The sequence below is a fragment of the uncultured Thalassospira sp. genome (genome assembly GCF_963976115.1).
In the GTDB taxonomy this organism is placed as follows: Bacteria; Pseudomonadota; Alphaproteobacteria; order Rhodospirillales; family Thalassospiraceae; genus Thalassospira.
Map to the genome: position 1 here is coordinate 24013 of NZ_CAXBJJ010000025.1, position 26622 is coordinate 50634.

Below are 26622 nucleotides of genomic sequence, written 5' to 3' on the forward strand. Positions count from 1 at the left end.
AAGGCTTTATTGGTCGGTTGCGATCCATAAGGTTTGGGGTGAATTATTTGTCAGACAGATCAGGTTCAGGGCAACATGTTGGCCCTGTCCCGGTTTCTGTTTTGGATAGGCCAATTGTCACAAATTGGTGTAGGTAAGGGCCAGGGCTTGCAACCATTAGTCAGCCTTTTATAGTGACGGTTGGTTGGGCCACAAATGCAAGGGATAGGTCACACGTGAACAGAAGAACCTGGCTGATTATTGTTGCCATTGTCGTGGTGCTGACATTTGGTTTTGGCTTTCGCCTTTATAATATGGGGCGCGATATTTCGGCGGAAAACGGCGGACAAACCAGTTCATCGGGTGTTGCCACCATTGGGGGCCCGTTTAATCTGGTTGATCAGAACGGCAAAGCCCGGACCGAACAGGATTTTCGTGGCGACTATATGCTGATTTATTTTGGCTATACCTATTGCCCGGATGTCTGCCCGACCGAATTGCAGGCAATGTCCAATGCGATGGATATTTTGCCTGCCGATGTGGCGAAAAAAGTGCAGCCGATCTTTGTTTCGGTGGACCCCGAACGCGACACGGTGGCCGCGATGGCCGATTATGTGCCGCATTTTCACCCGCGCATGTTAGGCCTGACCGGCACGCTGGAACAAACCAGTGCCGCAGCCAGGGCGTATCGGGTTTATTATTCAAAGGCGTTTGAAGAGGGCGAGCCGAAGGATTCGGATACCTATCTGGTGGATCACTCGTCCTTTATCTATCTGATGGGCCCCAATGGTGCCTATATTCGCCATTTCAATTATGGCGAAACACCGGAAAAAATTGCGGAAGGTATTGAAAAAGTTGTCGCAAACCAGGGCTGATCGCATCCCTGTTCCGGGTCTTTTAATTGCGGCTCCGGCGTCAAACAGCGGCAAAACCGTTGTGACGCTGGGCATCTTGCGGGCGTTGGCCAATCGCGGATTATCGATCCCGGCGGCCAAGGCCGGGCCGGATTATATTGACCCTGCCTTTCAACAGGCAGCCAGCCGTACCCCCTGTCTTAATCTTGATCCGTGGGCGATGACCCCGGATGCAATTTATGATCTTTCGTGCTGGCATGTTGGCATGGATGAAGGTCGTTTTTTGATCTGCGAAGGGGTGATGGGCCTGTTTGACGGGGCCGCAGGCGGTGGGGGTTCGTCGGCTGATTTGGCGGCAATGATGGGCTGGCCGGTGGTTTTGGTGGTCGATGTTCGCGGGCAGGCGGCGTCGGCGGCCGCGGTTATTCAGGGTTTTTCACGCTTTCGCCCCGATGTGCGGGTGGCCGGGGTCATTTTAAATCGCGTTGGCAGCGACCGGCATCAACAAATGATTATGGATGCCTGCGCGCAGGCTGTGCCCGATATTCCCGTTCTGGGTGCGGTGCGGCGCAGCAACGACCTTGTTTTGCCCGAACGGCATTTGGGTCTGGTGCAGGCGGGCGAACATCCCGAACTGGAGACGTTTCTGGACCGGGCCGCGATGATCATGGAGCATGATATTGACCTGGACGCGTTGATAACGCTGGGTCGTGCGGCGCGGCGCAGTGGCGACATTCAGGGCGGGTCCAGGGGTGAACCCCGGACTGAGGCTGGTGCACATCTTGGTGCGGCTTTTGAAAGGGGGGCGCAACTTTTACCGTCGCCTGCGTCTGCCACCACGGGCGGGCAGGGTACTGCACCGGTTACAATCGCTCCTTTGGGCCAGCATATTGCCGTGGCCCGCGATGCTGCCTTTGCCTTTTGTTATACGCATCTTCTGGCGGGCTGGCAGGCAGCGGGGGCAAAAATCAGCTTTTTTTCGCCGCTGGCCGACGAAGTGCTACCGGCGCAATGTGATGCAATTTATTTGCCCGGCGGATATCCGGAATTGCATGGGGCGGTTTTGGCAGCAGCACATAATTTTCGCGCCGGTCTGCAAGATGCGGCCCGGCGCCGGATTCCGATATATGGCGAATGCGGGGGCTATATGGTGCTAGGAAAATCTTTATGCGATGCCAAGGGCATAAGCCACGCGATGATGGCATTGTTGCCGCTGGAAACCAGTTTTTTTGATCGCAAGCTGCATTTGGGCTATCGTCAGGTTGAAATACGCCAAAGCTGTAAGCTTGGCGTGCCCGGGACGCGGTTGCGCGGGCATGAATTTCATTATGCCAGCACCGTGCGGGCGGATGGCGAGGGCTGGTTATGGGCGCAAACGGCGGATGGCCGTGATTTGGGGCCGGTTGGTCTGCAAAATGGATCGGTGTTTGGGTCTTTTTTTCATCTGATCTGTTAAGGCGCAGATCTACTTTCCACATCAGAACGTACATATTCGTGATAAGAGCAGGCCCATTGGTGTAATTGCGGCCTGAGACTGGATAAATAATGACTTTGCCTTTCTGGAAAACCAAACGCCTGGAGGAAATGAACCGGGACGAATGGGAATCGGTTTGTGACGGCTGCGGTAAATGCTGTCTGCACAAGTTGCAGGATGAAGACACCGATGTTCTGTTTTACACATCGGTCGCATGCCGATTGCTTGATTGCGACAGCTGTTTGTGCAGCGATTATCCTAACCGTCGAAAACATGTGCCGGACTGTGTGAAACTGACCAGAAAGAACATTAGCGATATCGACTGGATGCCCTCGACCTGCGCCTATCGGCTGTTACGTGACGGCGAAGACTTACCCGACTGGCACCCTTTGGTTACCGGTGATGCGAAATCGACGGTACAGGCGGGAATGTCTGTTTCGGGGCGGGTTACATCCGAGCTTGATGCTCATCCCAACCTGGAGCTTTACATCGTCGACTGGCCTTCCTGATTGTTTATTCGTGCGGGATAAATTCGGCACGGAAGACACCTTATGGACTTTTTCACCGATAAACTATACCATTATATATAATTCCTTCTTAAGGTCAGATTTTAATAACCCTTAAGTGTAGTTTTTTGGATTCTTGTCAGGTGGAAACAGAATGGTATTTTCGCGGTTTTTTCAGTCGAACAAAGCGCAAGAGTCGATTCAGGTTCGTGATGCCTTAAATCTGTCGATGGCTGTGATCGAGTTTTCGCTCGACGGGCGAATTTTGGATGCAAACGCGAATTTTCTGACGATTATGGGCTATTCCTTGTCGGAAATTGTTGGAAAACCTCACAGTATTTTTGTCCCCGTCGAAGAACGTGACACAGCAGAATATCAAAGTTTCTGGAAGCAATTGCGCGACGGAAAATATCAAAGTGCTGCCTTTCGCCGGATCACAAAAAAGGGCGATCAGATTTGGCTGGAAGCCAGCTATAATCCGGTTCTTGATCACAAGGGAAAGCCTGTAAAAGTTATTAAATTTGCCACCGACATTACCGAACGCCGCAAGGAACGTGCTGTCTTGCAAAGTGTGTTTTCGGCGATCAGTAAGGCGCAGGCTGTGATCGAATTTGACCTTGAAGGCAATATTCTAACGGCCAATCCGAATTTTCTGTCGCTGCTGGGCTATCAACTGAGCGAACTTAAAGGAAAGCATCATAGCAGCCTGGTTGAGGCCGGGGTTAAAGGAACGCGGGAATATACCGAGTTCTGGCGCGCCTTAAAGCGCGGTGAATTCCAGCAGGGCCAGTACAAGCGGATTGGTAAAGGCGGCAAGGTCATCTGGCTTGAAGCATCCTATAACCCGGTGCTCGACCCGATGGGAAAACCGTTCAAGGTGATCAAATTTGCCACCGATGTTACGGAACAGATCAATCTTTTGATTGAGCTTAAGTCCATGATCGACAATAATTTTTCCGATATAGATGTCAATATTGGCATGCTTGGTAAAACCGCGGATGATGCGGTAAAAGCGGCAACAAACACATCGGAAACCGTGCATACCGTGGCGGCAAGTGCCGAACAGCTTTCGGCATCAATTGCCGAAATATCGCGCAGTATGGCCCAGTCGCGCAACGCAACGGAACAGGTGTTTGACCAGACGGTGGCGGCTGATTCTTCAACCCAACGGATGTCGAAGGTTGTGGCGGCGATGGGGAATATTGTCGAGGTTATTCAGAATATTGCCGGGCAGATCAATTTGTTGGCGCTGAATGCGACGATTGAGTCCGCCCGGGCAGGGGATGCGGGCAAGGGATTTGCCGTGGTGGCCAACGAGGTGAAAAACCTTGCCAACCAGGCTGCCCGCGCAACGGACCAGATTGCCGACGAAATTGCGGGTATCCAGTCGATTACGACCGAAGTGGTTGATGTTTTGGGCACCATTCGCAACTCGGTTGAGATGGTGCGCGACAGTGTGACCAATATTTCATCTGCGGTGGAAGAACAAAGTGCTGTTACCGATGGTGTGTCGCAAAATATTCAGTCGATGCGCAATACCGTTGAATCGGTTTCACGCAATATTGGCGATATCCAGAAATCCGCCAGTTCGGTCGCGGCGTCGGTGGACCGTACCCGCAAAGCCGCCGAAGTGCTCACCCGTTAAACCAGGTTTGGTGCCAAGAGAAAGGCAGCCCGGATAAGGGGCTGCCTTTTGTGTATGACGGGTACCGCTGACCTGCGAGGGCAGGCCGGGCGGGGCCGGATCAATGGACCGAAAGCGGTTCCATATCATGCTGGCGAATGGCGGCATAGGCCACGGCATAGCTTTCAAATGATGCGATATGGGTTCCGTCGGCAGTGTAGACACCAAAAATTCTGGCGGCTTCGGCATCTTCGGGGTTCCGCATTTTGCGGACATAGGCAAAATCCTGGATACCCAGCAAGGCGAAATCGCCTGACGATAGCATATGCATATCCTGCTCGGCCGGGATGACACCTTCTGCGTCGTCATGGTCTGAGATGCGATTGCTCATATGAACCACTCCTTATAACTGGCCTTGCGGCTATTTAGACATTTGTCTCATTATCGTCGTCATCGGCCTTCATGTCGATGGTGCGTGACGGAACATTTTTTGGGCGGTTCGAATTGATGGCAATTTCACGGACAACCGGTTCGGGAACGGGGCGGTGCAGGTCAATATGCAGCAAACCGTTATCAAGATGGGCACCAACCACTTCTATTCCTTCTGCCAGAACAAAGGAGCGCTGGAACTGCCGCGAGGCAATGCCGCGATGGATATAGACCCGGTTGCTTTCATCTTCCTGGTGTTTGCCCCGAATGATCAACTGGTTATCTTCGGTCGTGACAGCAAGGTCATCATCGGAAAACCCGGCAACAGCAACCGTGATACGGATGTGATTGTCACCGATCTGTTCGATATTGTAGGGCGGGTACCCTTCAGCCTTGGTTTTGGAAACCTGATCAAGAACGCGTTCGATCTGATCAAAACCAAGCAATAAAGGGCTGTTAAACATTGAAATACGCGACATGGCGGTTACTTTCACCTCCTCTGACTGAGCGAGCGTGCAACGGATCAGATCCTTTCGGCATCTGTCTGCCCTGGCCCGGATTTCCGGCACCAAAGACGCACTTTCCTTATAATTACATGTTATTTTGTTAGGGGTAGTCAAGCCCCAACAATCGTACCCTTTACGCGGGGCAGCCCTGTTATCTGTTAATGTGTCCTCAGCCGGGGCTCTTTTGCCTGCCGGTTGTTTCGCGCTGCCGCAAATGGGGTAACCTGGACCGGGTTTTATCGAAATGCGCCTGAGGCAGGTTGTTTTTCGTCCCGTGCGGTTAGGGTTGGCAAGGTGGTCAGGGCATAATATTCCACTTCGCGATCCTTACCCCGTAACGATTCCCGGTACATCTTTGTTCCCTCGGGGATGTGCAGTTTGCCGCGCGTAATCACATCCTGGGAAATGATCAGCGGCACGCCATGTTCCTTGCATTTGGCCTCCAGCCGGGCGGCGGTATTGATGCTGTCGCCAATCGCGCTGATCTGTTCGTGCCGGGGAGGGCCCATTTCACCGACAATGGCATCGCCAATATGAATGCCCAGGCCGATCCGTAAATCAAACGGCAGTTCCGATTTCAGATGGGTATTGAGTTTTTCGATTCGCGCCAGCATTTCGGCGGCACCCCGAATGGCATTTTCGATGGCCCGACGGATATTGAGGTCTTCCAGGCCATAAAGGGCCATCAGGCCATCGCCGGTGAATTGGGCGTAATAGCCGCCCGTTGCCCGCAGGGCTTCGGTCATTTCGGTAAAAAACTGGTTCAGGATGAACAAAACATCATAGGGCATTTTGGTTTCGCCCAGTTTTGTCGAATCGCGTAAATCGGCAAAAATAACGACAACCTGTCGTTCGCTTCCCGTCAGGCCACCGGGGCGTCGGCCATCGCTGGCGGTGGCGTTGGCGGGCAGAAGCGGGGTAATGGCAAGGTCGGCTTGCGGGCGGATCTGGCAGGCCAGACGCCAGTCGCCAGGGGCATTAATGCTTCGCAGGGCTGCACTTTCAACGGGGTTGGGGGCTGGCAGGTCAGACAGGCCACCACGGCAATGCAGGCGACATGTGGTGCAGCGCCCACGGCCCCCGCAAACCGATGCGATGGGGACTTTGGCTTCGCGTAGCGCCTCAAGGGCAGTGGCCCCCGGTGCCACCCGGACTGTCCGCCCGCCGGGCAAATGCAGGGTGTGTGCCTGGCGAACCCGGTCTGCGATCAGGCGGACCTGGCGCACGACAAAAGGGCTGAGGGCCAACAATATTGTGATGACCAATAAATACTCAGACATGCGGGTATAGAAGGCAAAGGATTGCGCTGTGCGGCCTGCATCCTTGATCAGGTTTTCCAGATAGGGATTGCCGCCTGCTGCCGCACGTTGCAGCACGGTATTGGCCGCAGATGTATAGCCAGCCAGGGCCAATGTCGGAATGATTACAGCCAATGCGCCGAGCAAAGCACGGTAACGCGGGTAAAATGACTTGACCGATAACCAGTAATGAATGCCGATGCAGCCGTGGCTCCAGACGACAAGCAGGCTGATCGCCTGCAATATGCCGATGTCGGGGCGAAAAACGGTGATGTCGGCCAGAACCCGTTCATAAAGCGGGTCGACATGCCAGAAAATTTCGGCAACCCGCGTGCCCAGAATATGCTGAAACAGCAAAATCGGAATGAGCAGGCCCAGAGCCGTTTGCAGCCATTCCTTGGGCTTTAGACGCAAGGTGCGACGGCGCACCAGCCGCCCGGTTGCCAGCAGAAAATGGGTAACAACCGCCAGCATCAGCAATTGTTCAAGCGGTGGATATTTCCAGGGCCCTGTCAGCAAATCCTCTACCTCGTCCATCGCTTCGGGCGAAATGATGCCAAAGGCATGGTTGCAAAAATGCATCAGAACATAGGCAAACAAAAATAGCCCCGAATACAGGCGCATTGCGGGAACACGTGCCGCCAGTTTTGCATAGACCGTATTGGCAGAAGGGGCTGCGAGCATGAGATGACCAATTGCTGGAATAAAAAATCACTCTATCGGGGGTTTGCTCTGGCCCAAAGGTGTGAATTGCCAGAACACATAAAATTTATGGCGACCGGGTAACGGGCCCGGTCGCCATTGAGCTGTTTTACAGCCTGTAGCTGTAGTGTCGGATGTCGGGCGGTGGCACCCTGTTTGGTGGTCAGGCGGCCTTGCGGTTACGCTGACCTTGCAGAAATGACAGCAGCCAATGGGCGAAGCTTTTGCCGTCGGCCTGGTTTTCCATCGATTTTTCGGCAATGGCAGCGACACTTTCGTCAATGATAATGCCACGGCGCGATTGCAGCAGGGCGTTTTCATAATCACGCGAAAATTCGGGATGCGGCTGGATCGAGGCGGCATTGTCGCCATAGTTCAAACCGGCATAGGGGCAGAAATCAGAACTGGCCCATATTGTGGCATTTTTTGGAAGGTCAACCACCTGGTCCTGGTGAAAGGCGTGCAGCTTCATCGTCGCGGGAGCATTTTTCACCCATTGCGGGGCGTTATGTGCCAATTGATATTCATGCACACCAATGCCCCAGCCCTTGTCGGACTTAACGACCTTGCCACCCAGTGCCTCGGCCAGGATTTGATGGCCGAAACAGACGCCAAATACCGGGATATCGGCGGCAACAATGTCGCGCAACAAGGCCTGAAGGCGAATCATCCACGGCAGGTTTTCATAAACCCCGTGTTTTGACCCGGTGATGATCCATGCATCGGCATCAGCGATGCTGGCGGGAAACTGGTCAATCAGAACAGACCAGCTTTCAAACTGCAAGGAAGGGTCAAGGGACCCCAACATGTTTTGAAACATCACGGGATAGCTTTTGAACTCGCCCTGCATGTCTTCGGGGACGAAACCGGTTTCGAGAATGCCGATCTTCATGGTTTACCTTGTGAGGCTGCGGGAATGCTTTTTCACAGGTAGGCCAGACGGTTTCCAAAGACAAGGTTTAAGCCATGCGCCCGACGGAATACCTGCCATGCCTGCAACCGGCCATCAAAATGGATGGCCGGGGCATCGCGGGGACGGGCCAGCAGAACGGGGGTTATTTGCGCAGAAAACCCCGGTGCAACGCCATACCAGATAGCATGGCGAGCACAAACACCAGTGATTTGATCTGGAGTTGTGACAGTGCGGAAATGGCCGGACCCGGGCATAAACCGACCAGCCCCCAACCAACACCGAACAGCAATGATCCCATAATCAGCGGGCGATCGAGGGTGCGTTTGGTGGGCAAGCTTACCGTGCCGCCGAGCAGGGCATTCGAGTGGGTTTTTGCCCAGATGAAAAACGGTGTGGCAACGATCAGCCCGCCGAGCATGACCAGGGCCAGACTGGGGTCCCAGCTATTGGTGGCGATGGCAGCGACATCGAGAAATGCCAATACCTTTTCCGGGTTTATCATACCCGAAACAGCAAGCCCGGCCCCAAACAGGGTGCCGCAAAACAAAGCGCCTAAAATACGCATGTCAAAACCCCGCCAGATGACGCATCAGATATGTTGTCGCAACGCCACTGCCCATGAAAGCCAGTGTTGCGACCATTGAACGCGGCGAAAGGCGTGCCAGCCCGCAAATGCCATGGCCGCTGGTGCAGCCACTGCCAAGGCTGGTGCCAAAGCCGACCAGAAGCCCGGCAATAACAAGCAAGGGCAAGCTGGCATTGATGATGATCGCGGGGCTGCTCTGGGTCACGATGGTGACAAGTAACGGGCCAAGGATCAAACCTGCAACAAAGGCCATTCTTTCGAACTGTTGCTTGCGCGGGCCACTTGCAAGGTTGCCAACGATACCGCTTATTCCGGCGATCCGGCCATTCAGCATCAGGTATAAGCCTGCCGCCAGTCCGATCATGGCGCCGCCGCAAAGGGCACTTATCGGGGTGAAATTTTCCATGGTGATGTCCTGTTGGTAACCAATTAATTTGTATATTTTAATATGTTAATTTAATTCAGAATCAAACCCAAGCCATTTTGATGTTTTGCATGCCTGACATATTGGGACTGCGCGATCCGGGCACAAGCACGCCGTTTTTGGCACTTATTTCCCAGTTTGGCGCATCGACATTGCAGGTTTAATCGTAAGTATCTGTTTTAAAACAATTTAATCCATCTTGCCAAAAGCCCGAAACAGGCAGATACAGCGGTTGGTATTAATTGCATCCTGTGCGATGCCTTTCCGGGATTTCATATCCATGAGCAATGACCGGCTTTCGGCAAGTCGGCGACTTGATGTCGCCCTGGCGATGGCAGAACGTGGCGATAGCGAAGCGGCAATCGAGGTTGCCACTGCCGCGATCGAGGCAGATTCTGACTGGGACGAAGCCTATTTTGCCTTGGGCGAGATTTTGGAAAAAGCCGGTCGAAAAGACCCGGCGATTGACGCCTATCGCCAGTATCTGATGCGCGATGCCACCGACCGTATGGGGGCCGAAGTGCGCCTGATGCTGTTAGGGGCGGTTGCCATGCGCGACCGGTTGCCGCCGGAATATGTGCGTGCCCTGTTTGATGACTATGCCCCGCGATTCGAAAACTCGCTGCGCGACAAGCTGACATACCGGGCACCCGAATTGATGTTTGAAGCGGTGCGTACCTTGCTTGCCGATATGCCCCATCCGCTTGAAGTGCTTGATCTGGGCTGTGGCACGGGCCTGGTTGCCGATGTTTTCGCCGGAAAAATCGATGTTATAGATGGTGTTGATTTATCGCCGCGCATGTTGAACCGGGCGCGCGCCAAAGGAAGCTATCGCGATCTGGTGGTCGCCGATATTACCGCCATGCCCGATATGGCAACATCGCGTTACGGCATGGTGATTGCGGCCGATGTGTTGAATTATTTGGGGGACCTTGAACCGGTGCTGGCGATGATCCATGCGCGGTTGCTGCCTGGCGGCATTTTGGTGATGTCGCTGGAAGAAGGTGCGGTTTACCCGTTTGACCTGGGGCCGGGGCAGCGGTTTCGTCACCATCCCGATGTGATTGCCGGTTGGCTTAAACGGGCCGGGCTGGAAGTGATTTCGGACCAGCAAGGAACCTTGCGTCAGGAAAAGGGCAATGCCGTGACCGGGCGGATTGTGGTTGCACGGGCTGTTTCTGCGATTATTGGTCCGACCTTGTTGCCTGAACTGGCTGTATCAGCGGTGGAAGGTGACCCCGGCGCGCCGATTGTTCTGCATTAGGACAAACACCGGACCTGGAACCTACGCGCTCGCAGATGCTGTGCGTGCAGATATGAAATTTTAGCTGCTAAAAAAGGCGGACCGCACCGGGACCGCCTTTTGTTTGGGTTGGGTCAACGCGCTTTGGTCCTATTCGGCCGCACTGGGCTGGTTTTTGGGCCGGGCCGTTTGGGCGGCGGCGCGTTTGCTGATTTTGCTGGCCAAGGTGATGACGATAATGGTGACCAGATACGCAATGATCTGGGTCAGCGTCGGGCGATCCATATAGCCCACCAGCGTATGCAGGGCTTTGCCCACCAGGCTATCCTGGCTTAACAGCCATGAACTGTCCCACAGAACCGGGCCGAGATCGAGGATGTCGGCGGCAGAGAGAAAATTCATCGCCTGTGCCGCCATGCCAGCGGCCAACAGCGTGATCATGATGCTGGTGACAGAAAACAGATAGCGGGTGGGAATGCGCAAAAGGCCCAGATACATGGCGGCCCCCACAACAACCCCGGCCGCCAAGCCAATACCGCCGCCGATCAGTGTGTTGGATAACCCGCCATCGGCCATGGCAAGCCCGTATAAAAACAGTACGATTTCCGAGCCTTCGCGCAAAACCGCAACGCCCACCACAATTGCCAGTGCCGATAATGATTTTTGGCCATTGCGCACGGCATTGCCTGCATCGCGCATTTCCATCGCCATCTCGCGACCATGCACCGACATCCAGGCGTTATGCCAGCCCAGCATCAGCACCGCGATCAGCAGGATCGCGGCATTGAAAATTTCCTGCCCGTATCCGGCCAGTGCCCCGGCAATGGCTCCGGCGAAATAGGCAACAATGGCGGCTCCGGCAATGCCGCCTGCAATTCCGGCGACGATCCAGCGGCGCGCGCCTTGCACACCGTTAACCGCAGCCAGAACAATTCCGACAATCAGGGCAGCTTCAAGAACTTCGCGAAAGACAATGATCAGGGCAGCGGACATGGGATCAATCCCGTTTGTGACAGCAACAAAATGAAAGGGTTGTGGGCCATGCGGTGGTTATGTGACGGGGAGGGCAAGAATTATAAGGAAGGGGGCCTTTTAACGGGCGTGTTCGTGCTTATTGAACATGGACCTTGCCCTGGGCGGTGCGGGCGTGAAATTCACCCATAAAGCTGTATTCACCGGGGCGAAGGCCATCGAGCTTGATCTTTGCCGTCATGCCGGGTGCAATGATTTTTTCGCGGCGCAGATCGTGGCTGTCAAATTCCTCGACAGCGGCGTCGGCATTTTTAACCTGCAAAATCACGGGCGTATTGGCCGGGATGGTGATTTCAGCCGGGGTGAATTTGTGATCCTCGATCACCATCTCGATGGTCCGGGTATCGTCGGCATGGGCGGTGGCTGACAGAGCGGTGCCAACCATAAGAACGGACAACGCAGCAAAGAATTTGGTCATATCGGAACCTGATGAACCTGAAGGAAGGATATGGGCAAGACGGGCTGGACAGCCACAGAAGAAGACACGCAATTGCAACTGACTTGCGATTGCGTCCTTCATACGCCCGGAAAGCGGTCAGGGTCAAGTCTGGAACCAAAAATGTGATCCTGGAGGAGGTCAGGATGTGAAAACACAAATCTCTTCACCTGACATATTATTATGGTGGCAGTTGTTGGAGGTGGTTTTGTTTGCCGCACCGGGCAAGTCACAAAACAGTCAGCAGAGACCGGGGTGATTTACGGCACAGACAATACACTTAACCGTTCAGGAATGTCGCGGCTTGCGGCTGACGCGAGGGGGATATGCCTGTGTTGTTTTCAGCATTTCTGTGCACCAGATACAACAAAACCCGACGCTTTAGGCGACGGGTTTTGATTGGTGGAGCCGATCAGGATCGAACTGACGACCTCTACAATGCCATTGTAGCGCTCTCCCAACTGAGCTACGGCCCCACAATATTTTAGTATCGTCCGCGCTGCAATTTTCAAGTGCTTGTCCGTTGCAGCGCGGGGATATTTAGAAGGTTAGGCGACGGTTGGCAAGACCTAATTTTAAAAAAAACTAGCGGTCTTCGTTGTTACTTTCGACATGTTCAAGAACCTCGCCGAGATCGTCATCGTCCTCGCCCAGGTCTGATGCGTCTTCGAGAAGATCGTCGTCGATTTCGGCATCGACATCGTCGTCGAGATCCACAACGTCATCAATGTCGTCGTCCTGTTTTTTCGGCTTTGCCGCGGCTACCCGTTTGGGTTTGGCGACGCCGTCTGCCGTGCCACATTTCGGGCAGACAACCGGTGTCCGATTCAGGTCATAATATTTGGTGCCACATGCAAGGCAGTGACGTTTCTTACCGCGGGCTGACATTACGGTAGACCCTCTTTAATACCAAATTTTTACAAAAGTGGGACGAAGGACTACCGCCCTTCAATCTGAAGGGCCCAATTGCCATCTTGTTACAGGCTTGTCAAAAGGAAATTGCACCTGTTTTAACAATGGGTGCCATTGTGATTATCCACAGGCTGTTGCCGGGCGATTTGTGTTGCGATAAATCCCAAGGATGCTGGTCTGTCGGGCATTCTCTATGCTAAAAAACGACCACAGGCGATTTTGCGTATTTTTACCCGGTTTTCGCCGGGGCATTTTCGTGCATATTGCCGTTTTGGAAGTTTCTTTTATCAAAAGGTCCGGTTCGGGTATCCATCAAAGTCTCGCCCCGGCGGTCCGGTTCGCAGCAAATGACAGGCAGTTCAGATGAGTTCAGCGCAAATCAAACGTCCCTTGCAATCCGCCAGATGCGGCGCCCTGACCGGTGATGTGCGTGTGCCCGGTGATAAATCGATTTCGCACCGCTCCTTGATGTTTGGCGGTCTGGCCGAGGGGGAAACCCGCATTACCGGCCTTTTGGAAGGCGAAGATGTGCTGGCAACCGCCGAGGCCATGCGCAAGCTGGGGGCGATTGTGACCCGCGACGAGGACGGTACCTGGCATGTGCGTGGTGTTGGCGTTGGCGCCCTTCGCGAACCCGATTCGGTGATTGATATGGGCAATGCCGGTACCGGAATTCGCCTGCTGGCCGGGATTGTAGCGACCCACCCGATCACCACGTTTTTTACCGGCGATGCGTCATTATGCAAACGCCCGATGGGCCGCGTTGCCGATCCGCTGACCGAATTTGGCGCAAAGTTCATCACGCGCGATCTGGGCCGCCCGCCGATGGCCGTGATTGGCACTGACGAAGCCTTGCCGGTTACCTACACCCTGCCGATGGCATCCGCCCAGGTGAAATCGGCTGTTTTGCTGGCGGGCCTGAATACGGCGGGCACCACCACTGTGATCGAACCCAAACCGTCGCGTGACCATACCGAACGCATGTTGCGCCATTTTGGTGTCGATGTGGATGTGCAGGTGAACGCAGATGGCGGTCGCACCGTGAGCCTGACCGGGCCGTGCCAGATGACGGCGGCCGATATTGTGGTGCCGACCGACCCGTCTTCGGCGGCGTTTCCGCTGGTGGCCGCATTGATCCATCCTTCCTCGAACGTGACGATTCGCGATGTGTGCCTGAACCCGCTGCGCACCGGCCTGATCACCACCCTGATCGAGATGGGCGGCGATATTACCATCACCAATGAACGCGAAGAAGCCGGGGAAACCATTGGCGATCTGGTGGTGACCGGTAAAAACCGTTTGAAAGGCATTGTGGTGCCCGCCGAACGGGCGCCGTCGATGATTGATGAATATCCGGTGCTGGCGGTGGCGGCGGCCTATGCCGAGGGTGAAACAAGGATGTGCGACCTTGAAGAATTGCGTGTCAAGGAATCGGATCGTTTGGCGGCGGTGGCTGCCGGTCTGGCAGCAAACGGTGTTGTTCACCGCATCGAAGGCGATGATCTGATTGTGACCGGCGGTGTGGTGCCGGGCGGCGGCACGGTGGAAACCCATCTTGATCATCGCATTGCCATGGCGTTTCTGGTGTTGGGGCTGGGCGCCGAGCAACCGGTAATGGTTGACGATGCAGCCCCGATTGCGACAAGCTTTCCGATCTTTGAGCAACTGATGGCGGATCTGGGGACAAATTTTGCCCCGGTAAAAAACTGACCATCGGGCTGTGACGGTTGGGGGCGGTTTTGGGGGGCTTGTTGTGCCAGGATCGCCATCGTTTTTGTCATTATAAAATCGGGATCGGAAACGTGTATGATCATTGCTATTGATGGGCCGGCAGCATCCGGCAAAGGGACTTTGGCGCGCCGAGTCGCTGCTGCCCTGGACTATGCCTATCTTGATACCGGCCTTTTATACCGGGCAACCGGGGCAAAAGTATTGGCAATGGGCGGTGACCCCGATGATGCCGCCGTGGCGGTTGAGGCGGCGCAAAACTTGCAGCCTGAAGAACTTGAAAACGAAGATTTGCGTGGCGAGGATGTTGGGACGGCCGCGTCGCGGGTGGCGGCAATCCCGCAGGTTCGTGCGGTGTTGCTGGATTTTCAACGTCGGCTTGCAAAGACCCCGCCGGGCAATCGCCACGGGGCGGTTCTTGATGGTCGTGACATTGGTACGGTGGTGTGCCCGGATGCCCCGATCAAGTTTTTTCTGACCGCCAGCGTTGCCGAACGGGCAAACCGACGGTTCAAACAGTTGCAGGAAAAAAATCCCGCTGCTATATACGAGCGCGTTCTCAACGAGCTTGAAGAACGGGACGCCCGCGATAGTGCCCGCGACGTTGCACCGCTGAAAATGGCAGACAATGCGATCCACATTGATACGGACCGTTTGAATGCCGATGCCGTGTACAACGCCGTTATGGCGCATATCCGCACCCATATGGGAACGGATGACTGATCGGGGGTTGTTTCAAACCGTCAGGCGATAGAACAAGGCTGTAAGGTGAACGACATTGTCGTTCGCCTTTTCGTGCATGTGAAACCCGTTGGGTTTGGCAGGTGCCTGCCTGTTACATCATTTGGCAAAACCCGCTGTAATTTTACGGCAAGACCATCGGATACAACCGATTGGCCGGAATAGTGTCGATACTCGAAAGGAAGTCTGCTTAATGGCAACCGCTGAACAAGCACAATTTACCACCGGCGAAAGCTTCGCCGATCTGCTGGCCGAAACCCTTGGTTCTGAAGACGAAGGATTTGTTGGTCGTGTGATGACCGGTACGGTCGTCAAGAAAACCGACGATGATGCCATCGTTGACGTTGGTTTGAAATCTGAAGGCCGCGTACCGCTGAAAGAATTTGGTGCTGGTGAAGTCAGCATCGGTGACACCGTTGACGTTTACGTTGACCGTTACGAAAACAAGGACGGCCTGATCGTTCTGTCGCGTGAAAAAGCCCGTCGTGAAGAAGCCTGGGTCGAGCTGGAAAAACAGTTCAACGAAGGCAAGCGCGTCGATGGTACCATTTTCGGTCGCGTCAAGGGTGGTTTCACTGTTGATCTGTCAGGCGCCGTGGCATTCCTGCCGGGCAGCCAGGTTGACATCCGTCCGGTCCGTGACGTTACTCCCTTGATGAACAACCCGCAGCCGTTCCAGATCCTGAAAATGGATCGTTCGCGCGGTAACATCGTGGTGTCGCGTCGTGCCGTTCTTGAAGAAACCCGTGCTGAACAGCGTGCCGAGCTGATCCAGAACCTCCAGGAAGGTCAGGTTCTTGACGGCGTGGTTAAAAACATCACCGATTATGGCGCATTCGTCGATCTCGGCGGCGTTGACGGCCTGCTGCACGTTACCGACATTGCCTGGAAGCGTATCAACCATCCGTCTGAAGCCCTTCAGATCGGTCAGACCGTCAAGGTTCAGGTTATCCGCTTCAACAGCGAAACCCAGCGTATTTCGCTTGGCATGAAACAGCTTGAAGCTGATCCGTGGGAAGGTGTCGAAGCCAAATACCCGGTCGGTTCCAAGTTTGAAGGCCGCGTGACCAACATCACTGATTACGGCGCATTCGTCGAGCTTGAAGCCGGTGTTGAAGGCCTGGTCCACGTTTCTGAAATGTCCTGGACCAAGAAAAACATCCATCCGGGCAAGATCGTTTCGACCTCGCAGGAAGTCGAAGTTATGGTCCTCGATGTTGACAGCCAGAAACGCCGCATTTCGCTTGGTCTCAAGCAGTGCACCTCTAACCCGTGGGACGCTTTCCTTGCTGCTCACCCGGTTGGTTCGGAAATCGAAGGCGAAGTCAAGAACATCACCGAATTCGGTCTGTTCATTGGCTTGCTTGGCGGTATCGATGGTATGGCGCACCTGTCCGATCTCTCGTGGGATCGTCCGGGCGAAGAAGTCATCAAGGAATACAAGAAGGGCGACGTCGTCAAAGCCAAGGTTCTTGACGTTGACGTTGAAAAAGAACGCATCTCGCTGGGCATTAAACAGCTCAACGAAGATCCGTTCAAAGAAGCTGCTTCCGGTATCAAGCGCGGTGACACCGTTACCTGCGAAATCCTTGAAACCAATGACGGCGGCATCGAAGTTTCCGTTGGCGAAGGCGATCTGAAGGGCTTCATCCGTAAGGCTGAACTCGCACGTGATCGTTCGGACCAGCGTCCGGAACGTTTCGCTGTTGGCGAAAAAATCGACGCCCGTGTTATCTCGGTTGATCGTAACTCGCGCAAGGTTTCGCTCTCGGTCAAGGCTCTTGAAGTCGCTGACGAGAAGAAAGCCATGGCTGATTACGGTTCGGCTGACAGCGGCGCATCGCTTGGGGATATCCTCGGTGAAGCCCTGCGTAAAAAACAGCAGGACGCTGAATAAGCATCGCTTGCTAATGAACTTGCCCTTTGGGGCGCAGAACGGGTCGTGCTTTGCACGGCCCGTTTTTGTTGGGCCCTGTTTGCGGTGATGGAAACTATTCCGGGTCTGGATTAATTCTCGCTGATTAAAACCACTTTTCAGGCGGCGTCGATGCACCAGTCAAGGCAGGTGTTGCTGCCGCTATGATTGGCTTGGGTGCGTGGTGGGCCGGGTTTGGGGATCAAATCGGGCTGATATGGGGTAACAGGCCAGGGTATCTGCGAAAATTTTGGTCAGGCTGCTTTTTTTCCTTGCCAAGCGGGTGAAGAGAAACCATTTGAAAAGGCACAGTTTTTTTCTTTCAGTCAGGTAAGTAAACTTCAATGGCCCTTGATGCCGATTTCATTCTTGACCGTCGCCGTTTGAAAAAATCGATCCTGCGGTGGCGCGTGCTTGCCCTTGTGGCGATTTTGATCGCGATTGTCGTTGGTCTGGCGCGAAGCGGGGTGTTTACCGGCATGACCGGCCCCTATATTGCCGAAGTAACGGTAGAGGGGATTATTGAATCCGACCCGTTGATGCTGGCTGCCCTTGATAAGCTGGAGCGCGATACAGACGCCGTGGGCGTGATTGTGCATATTGACAGCCCCGGTGGCACCATGGTGGGCGGCGAGGAGCTGTATGAAGCCTTGCGCCGGATTGGCAAGACCCGACCGATTGTTGCCGAAATGGGGACGGTGGCGGCTTCGGGCGGTTATATGACAGCGATTGCTGCGGATCATATCATCGCCCATCGCGGCACGGTTACCGGGTCGATCGGGGTTATTTTTCAGTCGATGAATGTAACTGCGGCGCTTGAGAAGCTGGGTGTTGAACCGGTCACGGTGAAAAGTGCGCCACTTAAGGCATCGCCCAATCCGTTCGAGCCGACAACAGATGAAGCCCGTAACGTGATGAAAGGCCTGATTTCTGACATGTTTAACGTGTTTGTCAGCATGGTTGCAGAACGGCGCGATATGACGGTTGAACACGTTACGACGCTGGCCGATGGCCGGGTCTATACGGGGCGGCAGGCGGTTGAAAACGGCCTGATTGATGAGATCGGCGGTCGTCGCGAGGCTTTGCACTGGTTGGAACAGGAAAAAGGCATTGCAGCGGATACGCCGGTTGTACCCATGAAGGTTGAAGATCCTGATGGTTCACTCATGACGGATCTGCTTAAGGGAAGTATCGGAAATATGCTGTCATCTGAGGGGCTTAAACTTGACGGGCTGCTAACTGTCTGGCACCCTTAAAAAAAGCGCCGACTTTCCAAGTGTGAACCAAAGGTTGATACCCAACAACTGCGTAACCGAACTGGATGGGGCTTGAATATGACGAAATCAGAACTAATCGCCCGGTTGGCCGAATTGAACCCGCACCTTTACCAGCGGGACGTCGAACGGATTGTTGCCACGATTTTCGACGAAATCACCGAAGCGCTCGCGCGGGGGGACCGGGTCGAATTGCGCGGATTTGGCGCTTTTTCGGTTAAGGATCGTGAATCGCGTGTCGGGCGTAATCCGCGCACGGGCGAAGCCGTGCCGGTCAGCGAGAAAAAAGTGCCCTATTTCAAGACGGGTAAACAGCTGCGCGAACGGTTGAACTGATACCGGCTTTAGGCACAAAGCCCGGAAAGGGTGCGGGTTCGTTTAAACAAACGGGGCGCGCCAACGCAGTCTTGGCTTGTTTTTTATTTGAAAATGGCCGGTAGATGCCCGGTTCTTTGTGGGGCCGTGTCGCGTTTATGTGTATTGCGGTATCATGCCTTGGCGGTTGGCAAACCGGTCGCCAGCCATTATTGACGACATGACGGTATAAAGATCCGGCCAGATTGCCGGTTACGATGCTGGCTTGGCCTGCGATACGGCAGAACAGCGTCAGACATCGGAAAGCAGGAGGTTGAGTTGCGCGTTCTTTACTGGATCATTGCCATTCCCTTGACGATTCTGATCACGATTTTTGCAGTTGCCAACCGTCAGGCGACAACCTTGTCCTTGTGGCCGCTGCCCTTTGAAATCGATCTGCCGCTTTTTGTGCCGGTTCTGGGTGCGCTGCTGATCGGGTTGTTGATCGGATTGCTGTTTGAGTGGCTGCTAACCGGCAAACATCGCCGTGCTAACCGCAAAATGGGCTCGGAACTTGCCCGCATTCAGCGCCAGCAAGAGGCCGCCCGCGAAGAAGAACGCGCCGCCATTGCCAGCCAAAAATCATCTGGTGTGCCGCCAGCGGTGAATGCGGGGTCAAAAGCAGACACTAGCAATACGGCACCGGTTCAACCCGCCGGGGTCTGACCGGTGCGGTAAATGGTGGCAACACAACCGTTAAACATGCGGTTCCTGGCTGCGAACTCAAACCGAATCGAAGGCGGTTTTCCCCAACAGGAAGCCGTCTTTTTTTATTGGCGCTTTTTGTGCCAGAACGGGTGGCAAAAGGAATGGTTTTTACGCGCCGAATCGACTAAAGCCTGTGTCACCCGATGCGTGTGTGCGTGCCTGTGGGCAGGTTTTGATGGTTTGTCGGGGGTCGTTTGGTCAGTATCGCGTCGCGGTTGCACCTGCTTGTTGGGTTGGTGCCCCTTGTTTGTGACCAAATGCTGCCCGTTGCTTTGTCATCGCAATCCCCTGGGCCAGCCCCGCATTTTAGCCAACCGGAGGATGCCATGACCGCCCAAAATTCCCAGATTGCTGCGAAAGACCGTATTTTTTGCGCCATTGATACCACCGATCTGGATCATGCGATTGATCTGGCGAAAAAACTGTCGGGCGTTATTGGCGGGGTGAAACTGGGCAAAGAGTTTTTTGCCGCTCATGGCCCGCAGGGTGTGCGCGCCGTTGCTGCGAAGGGCATGCCGGTTTTTCTCGATGTGAAATATCACGATATTCCCAATACGGTTGCCGGTGCCATTCGTGCGGTTACCCCGCTGGGTCTGAAAATTGTTAATCTGCATGCGGCGGGCGGGCACGAAATGATGAAACGTGCTGGTGAAGCCGCGCGTGAAGCCGCCGACAAGGCCGGTATTGCCGCCCCGTGGGTGATTGCGGTGACGATTTTAACCAGCCTGGATCAAAATGATCTCGACGAGATCGGTTTGCGCGGCCCGCTGAGCGAACGGGTGGTAAAAATGGCCGAACTCACCCAGAAATCCGGCCTTGATGGCATTGTGTGCTCGGCCCGGGAAATTGAAGCGGTACGTGCCGCCTGCGGCCCCGATTTTAAATTGATTACGCCCGGTATTCGCCCGTCATGGGCCAGCAGTGATGACCAGAAACGAATCGTCACCCCCAGGGATGCGGTCGCCAGCGGGACGGACATATTAGTGATCGGCCGCCCGATTACCAAGGCCGATGACCCGGTTGCCGCCGCACAGCGCATTGTCGCCGAGCTGTCCTGATTTCCAGATACCAGCGAAATTACCCTTATTATACAGGCCTCCATCACCCGATGGGGGCCTGCTTTGTAATAAAGGCCGGGATATTGGCGGGTGTTATGATGTGAATATCGCTGGGCGGGGCAATGGCCGTTTCGGGCAACAAGCGGTGCCAGGCCATGACATGATGGCAGGCTGTGCGCATGTCCTGGCGCAAATCATGATGCAAAACCGCACTCAGCCGACCTTGCTGTAACAGGGCGATGTTTTCCAAATCCAGATCATGGGCGATATAGACCGACGGCGTTAAGTCATGATCGGCCAATGTTTGTAAAATTGCCCGGTTGCCCCCGCCCATCGAATAAACCGCCTGAATGTTACGGCAATCATCCATCATGCTTTCCAGGCGCCGGGCCGTATCCCCGTCAAGCCCGGCCCCGCCGCTGGCATCAAGGATTGGAAGGTGCGGGGCCAGTTGGGCCATTGCCTCGACAAAGCCTGCCTTGCGCGATTCTTCGCCGCGAAAATGTGCGTCGCTCATGGTGATTAAAACCGGGCCGGTTTCACCGCCGGGGCCAAGGCTGGAGCCGGAGGATGTGGGGGATGACAAAAAGTGATGGATCAAATAGGCCGCTGTTTCGCCCGCCGCCCGGTTATTCGCCCCGGCATAGGCCACATGCGGGGCATTGGGAATGTCGGTAAAAATGGTAACAACGGGAATGTTGCGCCCCCCAAGCTCGGCCATTGCCGCGCGAATGTCGGGTTGGTCGCGTGCCTTTAGCAAAACCCCCTGACTGCCGCGTTTGCCAATGCGGTCCAGAATGGCAACAATATCGCCCGTCCGCATGCGTTCCTGCATCATATAGCGCGGGCGGATAATGGCAGGGTGCAGGCTGGGCAGTTCGGCTTCCAGGGCATTGCGAATTTCGCGGCTAAAGCGGGTCGGTGCCTCGACCACCACATCGATAAACAACCGTCTGCCCCGCGCGGCCAACTGGCTTTCCTGCGTGGTCAGTTCATCAATTGCATCGCTAACCCGGCGCTGTGTTTGCGCGCTGACATTGGGCCGGTTGTTTAACACCCGGTCGATTGTTGCGGTGCTTAACCCGGACTGACGGGCAATTTCCTTGATTGGGAAGCGATGGGTCATGGAACCTCCATTGATGTATTTTTGATGGATTCCAAACCTTAACGCAAAGCATTTTCGCGTTAACATCCCTGGGGTCGGCGGGCACATTTAACGATCCGCCGCAAAAGGAGGAAACAGCAATGAACCACATGGATGCGCCCCGCCCAAACGCGGACCAGCCCCGATTTACCGGATATTACCGCGAAGCGGACTGTAAAACCGACGACCTGTTCGCCTTGCTGGCACGCGAAACCGTTGCCCGTGATGTTCCCCATGCCTGCGATATTGTTAAAAACGTACCGGTCTATTCGGGCGATATGCTGCGCGAATTACAAGGCGACCCGCAAGCGCGCACTGCCGTGATGGCGCAATGGGCGCGCGTGATGATGAAAGGGGCCGGGGTTTTGGTCATTGCCGGGGCCTATGACGATGTCGCCGTGATTGATGCCGCAACCAGCGAATATGCGGGCATTATCGCCGATGAAAAAGCCGCCAATGGCACCGCGTCAGACCATTTTGCCACAGCCGGTGCCAATGACCGGATCTGGAATTCATTACAAAAGCTGTGTTTGCGCGCGCCCGATGTGTTTGCCCGTTATTTTGGCAACCCGGCGATTGATATGGTGTGCGAAGCCTGGCTGGGGCCCAATTACCAAATGACGGCACAGGTTAATCTGGTGCGGCCAGGGGGGCAGGCGCAACAGGTTCATCGCGATTATCATTTGGGTTTTCAAACGGTGGATGAATGCGAAAAATACCCGGCCCATGTCCATCATTTATCGCCGGTTCTGACCTTGCAAGGGGCAGTGGCCCATTGTGATATGCCTGTTGAAAGCGGACCGACCTTGCTGTTGCCGTTTTCGCAAAACTACGCCGAAGGGTATCTGGCGTGGCGACGCCAGGATTTTCGCGATCTGTTTAACGCCCGCCATATTCAGTTGCCGTTAAAAAAGGGCGATGCGCTGTTTTTTAATCCGGCTTTGTTTCATGCGGCGGGCACCAATTTCAGTGCCGACATTCAACGCATGGCAAATTTGCTTCAGGTATCCTCGGCTTATGGTCGCGCGATGGAAGCGATTGACCGCCTTGCGATGTGTAAGGTGCTGTATCCGGTGTTAAAGCAGGAAATGCAAAAAGGTGCTTTGACGCAAAGTCAGCTTGATGCTGCCATTGCCGCCTGTGCCGAAGGATATGCGTTTCCCACCAACCTTGATACCGATCCGCCAATTGGCGGGCTGGCACCCGAAACGCAAAACCGGCTGTTTCACCGTGCGCTGGCCGAAAACATGACAGACGCACAGTTTGAAAATGCATTGATCTCCCAACAAACCCGCCAGAAACCCTGACCAAATAAAAATACCGGTTTGGGGAGGTTGGCGGGAAAAGGCATGAAGGGTGATCAATTCGCGGGCGTGTTTTTGATATTTGCCGAATTTGCATAGATTCTATGCGTAGAAAGCGATAGTTCCCGGCAGCCTTTACAGGCAATTTTGAATCGGTTCAGAGATGTTCTGAATGTGCGGTGTCTGCGATAAGCGAGGCACCGCCTTTTTCATTTTCGGTCGGTTTTGCCGCAATTGCACGGGTGTTTGATGTCAAAAGCTGAGTTCAGCCAGGGTTTTTTTGCCCGCCTGCCTATACTGGCGTTGGCGATGGCGTCGTTTGGCATCGGCACGACCGAGTTCGTGATCATGGGCCTGTTGCCCGATGTTGCTAGCGATCTGGGGGTCAGCATTCCCGGTGCCGGGCTTTTGGTGACGGGTTATGCGCTGGGGGTGACGTTTGGCTCGCCTTTTTTGGCGATTGGCACGGCAAAAATGGAACGCCGGCGGGTGTTGCTGTTTTTGGTGCTGTTGTTCTTGCTGGGCAATGTCTTGTGCGCCATTGCGCCGAACTATGCCTTCCTGATGGTGGCCCGCGTGATTACCGCGTTGGGGCATGGGGCGTTTTTTGGTCTGGGGTCGGTGGTGGCGGCCGGGCTGGTGCCGCCCCATAAACGGGTTCAAGCCGTGGCCCTGATGTTTTCGGGGCTGACATTGGCCAATGTTTTAGGGGTGCCGTTTGGCACCGCGTTGGGGCAGGCCTTTGGCTGGCGTTCCACCTTTTGGGCGGTGGTTGCCATTGGTGTGGTTGCCTTTGCCGCCCTTTATATCTTTGTCCCGCGTAACATAAAGGCCGAAGGCACCAGCCTGATGGCCGAAGCCCGCGCGCTGGGCAAGGTGCAGGTTATTCTGGCGATGTCGTTAAGTGTTTTGGCATCGGCCAGCCTGTTTAGTGTCTTTACCTATATCACCCCGATCCTTACCCAGATTACCGGCGTTTCGGCGCAAAACGTTACACTGGTTCTGTTGTTGTTTGGCGTTGGCTTGACGGTGGGTAATTTTGTCGGGGGCCGTTTGGGCGACTGGCGGTTGATGCCCGCCATCATCGTTACTTTTATCGCCCTTGTGCTGGTTTTGATGATGCTGACCGAAACGATTTATCAGGTCTGGCCTGCGATTGTGTCGATTTTTGTGTGGGGTGTGGTGATGTTTGCCCTGGTATCGCCCTTGCAAATTCGGGTGGTGAACGAGGCAACTGGCGCGCCCAACCTGGCATCAACCCTTAATCAGGGGGCGTTTAACCTTGGCAATGCCGCCGGGGCGTGGCTGGGCGGCGTTGCAATTACCGCTGGTGTCAGCTATGGGCAAATTCCCTGGATCGGTGCCATCATCGCGGTTGTCGGGCTGGCGGTTGCTGTTCTGTCTTATGTTTTAGATCGTAAAACAGTGATGGGGGCAGAAACGCCGCTCGGCGCATAATCGTTTCAGGTAATTGATTTTATAAAAACGGCCCGTTGCCATAGTTATCGTGCGCGGGCCGTTTTGCTGTTTGATGCGGATGGGGTAGGGGAATCAGGCAAATGCCGTTACCAGATTGTGCCAATAGGCCCCGATCATATCGCCATATTGTTCGATAATCAGTTTGATCGAGATGGCGATAGAGACAAACACCAAAAGCGGGCGCACCAGTTTGGCCCCAACCTTCATCACCATGTGTGATCCAAGCGTCGCACCAATGACCTGCCCCACAGCCATGGCAAGGCCGATTTCCCACACCACTTCGCCGCCGACAATAAAGGTGGCAAGGGACGCCACATTGGCAACAAAGTTTAAGACCTTGGTATGCGCGGTGGCCTTGGTCAGGTTAAAACCCAGCAGGGCAACAAAGGCGATGGAAAAAAACGACCCGGTGCCGGGGCCAAAAAAGCCGTCATAAAAGCCAATGCCAAAACCCGCAGTAAAGGCAAACAGGGTTTTGCCGATTTTTTGGTGGGCATCAATATCGCTGGCGCGCGGGGAAAACAGAAAATACAGGGCAATGGCAATTAACAGGCCCGGCAGCAGGGTCATCAAAATACCCGGATCTATCATCTGGATCAGGGTTGTGCCCAATACCGACCCCAGCAAGGTCAGGATAATGGCCAGCACCATATCACCCGGATGAACCAGCCCGCGCCGCATGAAATTGACCGAGGCGGAAAAACTGCCGCAACTGCTTTGCAGTTTGTTGGTTGCCAGGGCCTGGGTCGGGGTGATTCCGGCCCATAACAGGGCGGGAATGCAGATCAACCCGCCGCCACCGGCGATCGAATCAACAAAGCCGGCCACCAGTGCCACGGCAAAAAGGATCAAAAGCAGATCGACGCCAAATTCCATGCGAATGTTCCGATGTTCTGTGCGATAGATTGAAAAACCTTGGCAGAATAAGCAGTTCCGTGATTTCTGCCATTCATTCTTTGTCACCATGACAATGTGAGAATTGTTTTTGGTGTGACGTTTGCCAAAACGGGCCGACACCATTAGATATTGCCCTGCCTGATCAGATAACCCGTCACGAGGTCGACATGCCCGAATTGCCAGAAGTGGAAACAGTTTGCCGGGGACTGGCCCCGGTTATGGAAGGGCATGTGCTGACCACCGTTGTGCAGCGCCGCCCCAATTTACGAACCCCGTTTCCCGACGATTTTGTCGCCCGCCTGACGGGCCGCCGGGTGAACCAGCTGACCCGGCGGGCAAAATATGTTGTCGCCTATCTGGATGACGGGCAGGTATTGCTGATCCATCTTGGCATGTCGGGGCGGATGACCGTGATTGAACCGGCGGGCGTTGACGGTGCACTTCCTGTTGCGGGTAAACATGACCATGTTGATTTTGTCATGGAGACCGGTGTTTTGGTCCGGTTTAACGACCCCAGGCGGTTCGGCCTGATGGCTCTGTCGCATATTGATGAATTAGCGACCCTTCCGATGTTAGCGGGAATCGGCCCTGAACCGTTGGGCAACCAGTTTAATGCCCAGATGCTGGCCGATGCGCTGGCAAAACGCAAAAGCCCGATCAAGACGACATTGTTAGATCAGCGGCTGGTGGCGGGGCTTGGCAATATATATGTGTGCGAAGCCTTGTTTCGGTCGCGAATCGACCCTGTCCGTGCAGCCAACAGCCTGACACCCGCCGAAACAGACCTTTTATATCGCGAGATTCGGGACGTTTTGGAAGATGCAATCAGGGCGGGCGGGTCTTCGTTGCGCGATCATCGTCAGGCCAATGGCGAGTTGGGATATTTTCAGCATAATTTTCGCATTTATGGCCGTGAAGGCGAACCTTGCATTGCCCCGGAATGCGATGGCACGGTGGGGCGGCTGGTGCAGGGTGGGCGGTCGACATTTTTTTGTGCCAAATGCCAGCATTAAAGCATATTTCCTTTAATATGGCCCATTTTGTTTAATTTTGGCGTGTCGTTTGGCAAGGCACAGCGCGCGGCGCGATGCGGCGCATCGGG

General features: G+C 54.7%; 26 protein-coding genes and 1 tRNA gene. 15 read left to right on the forward strand and 12 right to left on the reverse strand.

Annotation, left to right across the window (positions count from 1 at the left end):
- The first annotated feature begins 215 nt into the window (after positions 1 to 215).
- From AAC086_RS22045 to AAC086_RS22060, 4 genes are all read left to right on the forward strand, one after another.
- Positions 216 to 854, forward strand: coding sequence for an SCO family protein (locus tag AAC086_RS22045; RefSeq protein ID WP_339782055.1), 639 nt, complete (start codon positions 216 to 218; stop codon positions 852 to 854).
- Positions 835 to 2289 carry a cobyrinate a,c-diamide synthase gene (locus AAC086_RS22050; RefSeq protein ID WP_339782057.1) on the forward strand — a complete coding sequence of 485 codons (1455 nt, stop codon included), beginning with the start codon at positions 835 to 837 and terminating at the stop codon, positions 2287 to 2289. The genes AAC086_RS22045 and AAC086_RS22050 overlap by 20 nt, the downstream gene beginning before the upstream one ends.
- A gap of 89 nt (positions 2290 to 2378) precedes the next feature.
- Positions 2379 to 2816, forward strand: a complete 438-nt coding sequence (locus AAC086_RS22055; RefSeq protein ID WP_339782059.1) for a YcgN family cysteine cluster protein — start codon at positions 2379 to 2381, stop codon at positions 2814 to 2816.
- Positions 2817 to 2967: 151 nt separating this feature from the next.
- The gene (locus tag AAC086_RS22060) at positions 2968 to 4458 is read left to right on the forward strand and encodes a PAS domain-containing methyl-accepting chemotaxis protein (protein ID WP_339782060.1); all 1491 of its coding nucleotides are present in this window, start codon (positions 2968 to 2970) and stop codon (positions 4456 to 4458) included.
- 100 nt (positions 4459 to 4558) lie between these two features.
- On the opposite strand, the gene AAC086_RS22065 is transcribed toward AAC086_RS22060, so the two are convergent.
- From AAC086_RS22065 to AAC086_RS22090, 6 genes are all read right to left on the reverse strand, one after another.
- Positions 4559 to 4828 (reverse strand): DUF1150 family protein, encoded by a 270-nt coding sequence (locus AAC086_RS22065; protein ID WP_339782062.1) that lies wholly within the window; start codon positions 4826 to 4828, stop codon positions 4559 to 4561.
- Positions 4829 to 4862: 34 nt separating this feature from the next.
- On the reverse strand, positions 4863 to 5345 hold the full coding sequence (locus AAC086_RS22070; RefSeq protein ID WP_339782063.1) for an Hsp20 family protein: 483 nt from the start codon (positions 5343 to 5345) through the stop codon (positions 4863 to 4865).
- 263 nt (positions 5346 to 5608) lie between these two features.
- A complete protein-coding gene (locus AAC086_RS22075) occupies positions 5609 to 7354 on the reverse strand; it encodes an adenylate/guanylate cyclase domain-containing protein (RefSeq protein WP_339782064.1) in 1746 nt (581 codons plus the stop codon).
- 181 nt (positions 7355 to 7535) lie between these two features.
- Positions 7536 to 8264: a gamma-glutamyl-gamma-aminobutyrate hydrolase family protein gene (locus AAC086_RS22080; RefSeq protein WP_339782065.1), complete on the reverse strand. Its 729-nt coding sequence runs from the start codon at positions 8262 to 8264 to the stop codon at positions 7536 to 7538.
- 163 nt (positions 8265 to 8427) lie between these two features.
- The gene (locus AAC086_RS22085; RefSeq protein WP_339782067.1) at positions 8428 to 8850 is read right to left on the reverse strand and encodes a DUF6691 family protein; all 423 of its coding nucleotides are present in this window, start codon (positions 8848 to 8850) and stop codon (positions 8428 to 8430) included.
- A 1-nt stretch (position 8851) separates the two neighbouring features.
- Complete coding sequence (locus tag AAC086_RS22090) at positions 8852 to 9277, reverse strand: YeeE/YedE family protein (RefSeq protein WP_339782069.1); 426 nt, start codon at positions 9275 to 9277, stop codon at positions 8852 to 8854.
- Positions 9278 to 9575: 298 nt separating this feature from the next.
- Here AAC086_RS22090 and AAC086_RS22095 point away from each other — a divergent pair, with 298 nt between their 5' ends.
- The gene (locus AAC086_RS22095) at positions 9576 to 10559 is read left to right on the forward strand and encodes a methyltransferase domain-containing protein (protein ID WP_339782071.1); all 984 of its coding nucleotides are present in this window, start codon (positions 9576 to 9578) and stop codon (positions 10557 to 10559) included.
- Positions 10560 to 10688: 129 nt separating this feature from the next.
- Here AAC086_RS22095 and AAC086_RS22100 read toward each other — a convergent pair whose 3' ends face one another.
- The 4 genes from AAC086_RS22100 to AAC086_RS22115 form a co-directional block, all read right to left on the reverse strand.
- Positions 10689 to 11531, reverse strand: a complete 843-nt coding sequence (locus AAC086_RS22100) for an FTR1 family protein (protein WP_339782073.1) — start codon at positions 11529 to 11531, stop codon at positions 10689 to 10691.
- Between the two features lie 118 nt (positions 11532 to 11649).
- Positions 11650 to 11988: a cupredoxin domain-containing protein gene (locus AAC086_RS22105; protein WP_339782075.1), complete on the reverse strand. Its 339-nt coding sequence runs from the start codon at positions 11986 to 11988 to the stop codon at positions 11650 to 11652.
- Between the two features lie 418 nt (positions 11989 to 12406).
- Positions 12407 to 12482: transfer RNA gene (locus tag AAC086_RS22110), tRNA-Ala, on the reverse strand.
- A gap of 109 nt (positions 12483 to 12591) precedes the next feature.
- Positions 12592 to 12894 (reverse strand): FYDLN acid domain-containing protein, encoded by a 303-nt coding sequence (locus AAC086_RS22115; RefSeq protein ID WP_339782077.1) that lies wholly within the window; start codon positions 12892 to 12894, stop codon positions 12592 to 12594.
- A gap of 387 nt (positions 12895 to 13281) precedes the next feature.
- Between AAC086_RS22115 and aroA the strand changes: the two genes are divergently transcribed.
- The 7 genes from aroA (at position 13282) to pyrF (ending at position 20696) form a co-directional block, all read left to right on the forward strand.
- Complete coding sequence (aroA, locus tag AAC086_RS22120; RefSeq protein ID WP_339782079.1) at positions 13282 to 14628, forward strand: 3-phosphoshikimate 1-carboxyvinyltransferase; 1347 nt, start codon at positions 13282 to 13284, stop codon at positions 14626 to 14628.
- 96 nt (positions 14629 to 14724) lie between these two features.
- Entirely contained in the window at positions 14725 to 15369 is a 645-nt protein-coding gene (cmk, locus tag AAC086_RS22125; protein ID WP_339782081.1) for a (d)CMP kinase, read from the forward strand.
- A gap of 211 nt (positions 15370 to 15580) precedes the next feature.
- Positions 15581 to 17284, forward strand: a complete 1704-nt coding sequence (gene rpsA / locus AAC086_RS22130; RefSeq protein WP_339782082.1) for a 30S ribosomal protein S1 — start codon at positions 15581 to 15583, stop codon at positions 17282 to 17284.
- 362 nt (positions 17285 to 17646) lie between these two features.
- On the forward strand, positions 17647 to 18558 hold the full coding sequence (gene sppA / locus AAC086_RS22135) for a signal peptide peptidase SppA (RefSeq protein WP_339782084.1): 912 nt from the start codon (positions 17647 to 17649) through the stop codon (positions 18556 to 18558).
- Between the two features lie 78 nt (positions 18559 to 18636).
- On the forward strand, positions 18637 to 18912 hold the full coding sequence (ihfB, locus tag AAC086_RS22140) for an integration host factor subunit beta (RefSeq protein WP_085584332.1): 276 nt from the start codon (positions 18637 to 18639) through the stop codon (positions 18910 to 18912).
- Between the two features lie 297 nt (positions 18913 to 19209).
- The gene (locus AAC086_RS22145) at positions 19210 to 19596 is read left to right on the forward strand and encodes a lipopolysaccharide assembly protein LapA domain-containing protein (protein WP_339782086.1); all 387 of its coding nucleotides are present in this window, start codon (positions 19210 to 19212) and stop codon (positions 19594 to 19596) included.
- Between the two features lie 368 nt (positions 19597 to 19964).
- Positions 19965 to 20696 (forward strand): orotidine-5'-phosphate decarboxylase, encoded by a 732-nt coding sequence (gene pyrF / locus AAC086_RS22150; protein ID WP_339782087.1) that lies wholly within the window; start codon positions 19965 to 19967, stop codon positions 20694 to 20696.
- A gap of 43 nt (positions 20697 to 20739) precedes the next feature.
- Here pyrF and AAC086_RS22155 read toward each other — a convergent pair whose 3' ends face one another.
- Positions 20740 to 21822, reverse strand: coding sequence for a LacI family DNA-binding transcriptional regulator (locus AAC086_RS22155; RefSeq protein WP_339782089.1), 1083 nt, complete (start codon positions 21820 to 21822; stop codon positions 20740 to 20742).
- Positions 21823 to 21941: 119 nt separating this feature from the next.
- Between AAC086_RS22155 and AAC086_RS22160 the strand changes: the two genes are divergently transcribed.
- Complete coding sequence (locus tag AAC086_RS22160) at positions 21942 to 23147, forward strand: phytanoyl-CoA dioxygenase family protein (protein WP_339782092.1); 1206 nt, start codon at positions 21942 to 21944, stop codon at positions 23145 to 23147.
- 246 nt (positions 23148 to 23393) lie between these two features.
- The gene (locus tag AAC086_RS22165) at positions 23394 to 24602 is read left to right on the forward strand and encodes an MFS transporter (protein WP_339782094.1); all 1209 of its coding nucleotides are present in this window, start codon (positions 23394 to 23396) and stop codon (positions 24600 to 24602) included.
- Between the two features lie 93 nt (positions 24603 to 24695).
- Here AAC086_RS22165 and AAC086_RS22170 read toward each other — a convergent pair whose 3' ends face one another.
- Positions 24696 to 25499 (reverse strand): TSUP family transporter, encoded by an 804-nt coding sequence (locus tag AAC086_RS22170; protein ID WP_339782097.1) that lies wholly within the window; start codon positions 25497 to 25499, stop codon positions 24696 to 24698.
- Between the two features lie 188 nt (positions 25500 to 25687).
- On the opposite strand from AAC086_RS22170, the gene mutM reads away from it, so the two are divergent.
- Positions 25688 to 26533 carry a bifunctional DNA-formamidopyrimidine glycosylase/DNA-(apurinic or apyrimidinic site) lyase gene (mutM, locus tag AAC086_RS22175; protein WP_339782100.1) on the forward strand — a complete coding sequence of 282 codons (846 nt, stop codon included), beginning with the start codon at positions 25688 to 25690 and terminating at the stop codon, positions 26531 to 26533.
- The last annotated feature ends 89 nt before the right edge of the window (positions 26534 to 26622 follow it).

Bases quoted from the DNA above. Each gene is read 5' to 3' on its own strand.
- sppA (WP_339782084.1), top strand. From the start codon at position 17,647: ATGGCCCTTGATGCCGATTTCATTCTTGACCGTCGCCGTTTGAAAAAA.
- rpsA (WP_339782082.1), top strand. From the start codon at position 15,581: ATGGCAACCGCTGAACAAGCACAATTTACCACCGGCGAAAGCTTCGCC.
- AAC086_RS22115 (WP_339782077.1), bottom strand. From the start codon at position 12,894: ATGTCAGCCCGCGGTAAGAAACGTCACTGCCTTGCATGTGGCACCAAA.
- ihfB (WP_085584332.1), top strand. From the start codon at position 18,637: ATGACGAAATCAGAACTAATCGCCCGGTTGGCCGAATTGAACCCGCAC.
- AAC086_RS22160 (WP_339782092.1), top strand. From the start codon at position 21,942: ATGAACCACATGGATGCGCCCCGCCCAAACGCGGACCAGCCCCGATTT.
- AAC086_RS22065 (WP_339782062.1), bottom strand. From the start codon at position 4,828: ATGAGCAATCGCATCTCAGACCATGACGACGCAGAAGGTGTCATCCCG.
- mutM (WP_339782100.1), top strand. From the start codon at position 25,688: ATGCCCGAATTGCCAGAAGTGGAAACAGTTTGCCGGGGACTGGCCCCG.
- AAC086_RS22080 (WP_339782065.1), bottom strand. From the start codon at position 8,264: ATGAAGATCGGCATTCTCGAAACCGGTTTCGTCCCCGAAGACATGCAG.
- AAC086_RS22155 (WP_339782089.1), bottom strand. From the start codon at position 21,822: ATGACCCATCGCTTCCCAATCAAGGAAATTGCCCGTCAGTCCGGGTTA.
- aroA (WP_339782079.1), top strand. From the start codon at position 13,282: ATGAGTTCAGCGCAAATCAAACGTCCCTTGCAATCCGCCAGATGCGGC.
- AAC086_RS22165 (WP_339782094.1), top strand. From the start codon at position 23,394: ATGTCAAAAGCTGAGTTCAGCCAGGGTTTTTTTGCCCGCCTGCCTATA.
- AAC086_RS22105 (WP_339782075.1), bottom strand. From the start codon at position 11,988: ATGACCAAATTCTTTGCTGCGTTGTCCGTTCTTATGGTTGGCACCGCT.
- AAC086_RS22170 (WP_339782097.1), bottom strand. From the start codon at position 25,499: ATGGAATTTGGCGTCGATCTGCTTTTGATCCTTTTTGCCGTGGCACTG.
- AAC086_RS22090 (WP_339782069.1), bottom strand. From the start codon at position 9,277: ATGGAAAATTTCACCCCGATAAGTGCCCTTTGCGGCGGCGCCATGATC.
- AAC086_RS22060 (WP_339782060.1), top strand. From the start codon at position 2,968: ATGGTATTTTCGCGGTTTTTTCAGTCGAACAAAGCGCAAGAGTCGATT.
- AAC086_RS22095 (WP_339782071.1), top strand. From the start codon at position 9,576: ATGAGCAATGACCGGCTTTCGGCAAGTCGGCGACTTGATGTCGCCCTG.
- cmk (WP_339782081.1), top strand. From the start codon at position 14,725: ATGATCATTGCTATTGATGGGCCGGCAGCATCCGGCAAAGGGACTTTG.
- AAC086_RS22055 (WP_339782059.1), top strand. From the start codon at position 2,379: ATGACTTTGCCTTTCTGGAAAACCAAACGCCTGGAGGAAATGAACCGG.
- AAC086_RS22075 (WP_339782064.1), bottom strand. From the start codon at position 7,354: ATGCTCGCAGCCCCTTCTGCCAATACGGTCTATGCAAAACTGGCGGCA.
- pyrF (WP_339782087.1), top strand. From the start codon at position 19,965: ATGACCGCCCAAAATTCCCAGATTGCTGCGAAAGACCGTATTTTTTGC.
- AAC086_RS22085 (WP_339782067.1), bottom strand. From the start codon at position 8,850: ATGCGTATTTTAGGCGCTTTGTTTTGCGGCACCCTGTTTGGGGCCGGG.
- AAC086_RS22100 (WP_339782073.1), bottom strand. From the start codon at position 11,531: ATGTCCGCTGCCCTGATCATTGTCTTTCGCGAAGTTCTTGAAGCTGCC.
- AAC086_RS22070 (WP_339782063.1), bottom strand. From the start codon at position 5,345: ATGTCGCGTATTTCAATGTTTAACAGCCCTTTATTGCTTGGTTTTGAT.